Consider the following 2,741-nt stretch of genomic DNA (forward strand, 5'->3'; position numbering starts at 1 on the left):
GTACATGAAGAGTCGCTGACGACTGCGCTGGAGCTGGACGCCTGGAGTCGGGGGAATTACACGGGGCCGGTCCGGCTTGCTTCGGCGGCCGCCGCTGCCTGCGCGACACCCGCCGTCAGGGTCAGCCAGGTCTGGTAGTCGAACAGCAAAAGCTCCCTTCGGGATGTCCGCGCACGGGCGGCGGTCCTGGCTTTACGGTAGCCATCGGCCCAGGGCCACGCCTCTGGTGGGGGGTCAGGACGAGTGGCCGACCTGCACGATCAAGACCAGTGTCAGTGCGGCCAKCGCGAAGATGATCGCCATCGCAACGTYTTGCCTGAAGCGTCGTCGTACCGCCGATTCCTCGAGTCTTATCCTGCGCTCGAAGGCCGCGAGGGTTCCCGCATCGCTCGGCATCGCTGCGTCGTCCGAGGTTTCGGCGAACTCGCGACTGCTCTTGTCGGCAACGACATCGCTGCTACGCATGCCCGCAGTCTCCGTCATTCGCGCCTCGCCTGACGCAAGGAACCTGCTGCGTTCGTGAGATATGTGGCAGATATCCGGCCCGCGGTCGCTCGCGCCGGCCCCGAAGTGAACCGAGCGATTCCGACTGTCCTCATCCGCCCTCCCACCGACTCCCGCACGACGCCTTGACGTCAGCCCCGGTTTCCCGCAGACGACTATGCGTCGATGCGTTCGACGAGTTGAATTCTCGGCGCGACGCCACAGGTGTTGCGCGGCTGCGCTGACCCGCGGGCCTGCCGGTGGCCTTGTTGTATCCGATCTACACAAACGTCCAGTGACGCACCCCCGCGACCAATGAAGTGGACTCATATGTGAGCATTCACACCGCGATGAGCAAGGAGCCGTTCGAGGGACGCGTTCAGCGTCGAAACCGATCGGAGATGACCTCACCCCCTGCGCGAATGCGAAACCCTCCGGGAGAGAATCGCACCCAACGCGCAGTCACGGCATGTGCTCAGCGAGGTCGCGCCCTCGTCGTATCTCCCATGGCCGGGCGATCAGCGTCCGACCATCCCGCACGATGACATGGCAGAGCGCTTTGCCAAGCGCCGCGCGACGACGCTGCGCAGGAGCGCCGAGGGCGGCACGTGAGGATTGAATGGTCCCCTTTGGCGATCGAAGACCGGGACAGGATTTCGACTACTGCGACATCGATCAGCACCCCCGCGCCGCGCTGATGGTGGACGAACGGATCGCGCAGCAGATCGAAGTCTTGACGGCCCACCCGGAGTTCAGGCGCCCCGGTCGCGTCAACGATACGAGAGAACTGGTCATCAGCAATACGCCCTACCTCGTCGCATATCGCATCCTCGGCGATGCGGTACGAATCCTTCGTGTGTGCACAGAAGGCAGCTGTGGCCCGACGACATGCAGGACTGAAGCCGACGCCCAGTTTGAACGAGTTAAACTGGGCCTATGACATATCGCAAGTGAGTGGTCACACCATCAACCCGTCTGCGGTTGCCCCGCATGGCGCTCGAGCGACTTCACGCATTGGGCGCTACTGCGAGCCCACCCTCGACCAGAAGGCCCACATCCTGCGACGCGCCGGCGTCGCCGTGCCTGCTCGGTCCGAGGTGCAGATGGCGGCGCAGCAGGATGGGAGTGGGCGCCCCGGTCCAGGAGCGACCGACCCGCATCGGTCCTGGGCCGAGCAGCTCGAGGTGCTGTGCGCCCGCTACGCCCTGGAGCGTGCCACGCGCAGCCCGCAGCAGGCCGAGGCCTCCCTGCAGATGGGCGGAAGGCCCCACCCATCGCAGCACGGCCGAAGCCGGGATTCCTGAGCGCCGCAGCGCCACGGAAAGGGCCGGAGCCTGCCTCCGGCCCTGGCCGCGTCAGCGGCCAATCCGCCGCAGTGCGAGCTTCCACAGCCCGGTGTTCAGGCGCACATTCTCCCGAATGGCGCGGATGCCCCGCGTGCGCATCGCGCGGCCACTGGCCGTGCGCCCGCACAGCCCGCCGCGCAGGATCCCCTCCTGCACAGCGTTGAACGTCCGCCAGACATCGTCACCGATGTCCGCCACGCGGCGCCGCTCCAGCAGCTGCGCTGGTTGCAGCGGCGGCTCGGCCCGGTCCGCGAACCGCAGCGTCAGCGCCTCGCGCGCGAAGTCCAGCTGCTGGCCTCCGGACAGCGTCGTCCCGCGCATCTCCTCGATCACTTCCCCGACCCGGCCGAACTCGCGGGTGATCTGCTGCGCCGCGTCGACCACGTGGCGCACCACGTTGCCGCGGTGGCTCACATGGACGAGGCCGAAGTCGCCGATCGGCGTCAGCAGGCCGTTGGTGCAGACCGGCCGATGAAGGCCCGCGCGCAGTTGGTAGGCGCTGCGCCCGTCGTGCGAGTTGATCAGCACGATCTGCGGCACCACGTCGTCCAGCGCCAGCGCATGAACGATCGGCTGGAATCGCAGCATGTGCCGGGCATAGGCAGCATGGCCGTCGCGGCTGCGCGTCTGCATCGCATGCGTTGGCGCAAAGCCCGCGTCCGTCAGGGCCGAGACGATGTCCCGGGTGCTGATGAAGACGTAGTTGGGGCCGGTCGATTCGGCGGCGTGGTCCGCGAAGGCTGCCGGTGCCGCGCGGGCCAGTTCCTGCAGCGAGAGGGCTTCGCGAGCGGCGAAGGTTGCGGCGATGGATGATGAGTCGGAAGAGGTCATGAGGGACTCCTGGAGTGACACAGGCGGGATTGCCTGCGTCACCCCTGGCTCACGCGGCAGCGCAGCGCTCAAGGCCGCCGC

Annotated in this window: 4 protein-coding genes; 2 read left to right on the forward strand and 2 right to left on the reverse strand. The window is 67.2% G+C overall.

The window, feature by feature from the left end; genetic code table 11:
* Window positions 1–234: 234 nt before the first annotated feature.
* Window positions 235–483, reverse strand: coding sequence for a hypothetical protein (locus AC1DY5_RS50425; RefSeq protein ID WP_478121813.1), 249 nt, complete (start codon window positions 481–483; stop codon window positions 235–237).
* 619 nt (window positions 484–1,102) lie between these two features.
* On the opposite strand from AC1DY5_RS50425, the gene AC1DY5_RS50430 reads away from it, so the two are divergent.
* Complete coding sequence (locus tag AC1DY5_RS50430; protein ID WP_478121814.1) at window positions 1,103–1,423, forward strand: type II toxin-antitoxin system RelE/ParE family toxin; 321 nt, start codon at window positions 1,103–1,105, stop codon at window positions 1,421–1,423.
* Window positions 1,424–1,433: 10 nt separating this feature from the next.
* Complete coding sequence (locus AC1DY5_RS50435; RefSeq protein WP_478121815.1) at window positions 1,434–1,787, forward strand: hypothetical protein; 354 nt, start codon at window positions 1,434–1,436, stop codon at window positions 1,785–1,787.
* Window positions 1,788–1,838: 51 nt separating this feature from the next.
* Here the strand turns inward: AC1DY5_RS50435 and AC1DY5_RS50440 are convergent, their stop codons facing one another.
* Entirely contained in the window at window positions 1,839–2,660 is an 822-nt protein-coding gene (locus AC1DY5_RS50440; RefSeq protein ID WP_478121816.1) for a DUF932 domain-containing protein, read from the reverse strand.
* Window positions 2,661–2,741: the final 81 nt, after the last annotated feature.

It is taken from the genome of Variovorax sp. P4_D9 (genome assembly GCF_056401695.1).

Coding starts and splice junctions, on each gene's coding strand:
- AC1DY5_RS50430 (WP_478121814.1), top strand. CDS start 1,103: ATGGTCCCCTTTGGCGATCGAAGACCGGGACAGGATTTCGACTACTGC.
- AC1DY5_RS50440 (WP_478121816.1), bottom strand. CDS start 2,660: ATGACCTCTTCCGACTCATCATCCATCGCCGCAACCTTCGCCGCTCGC.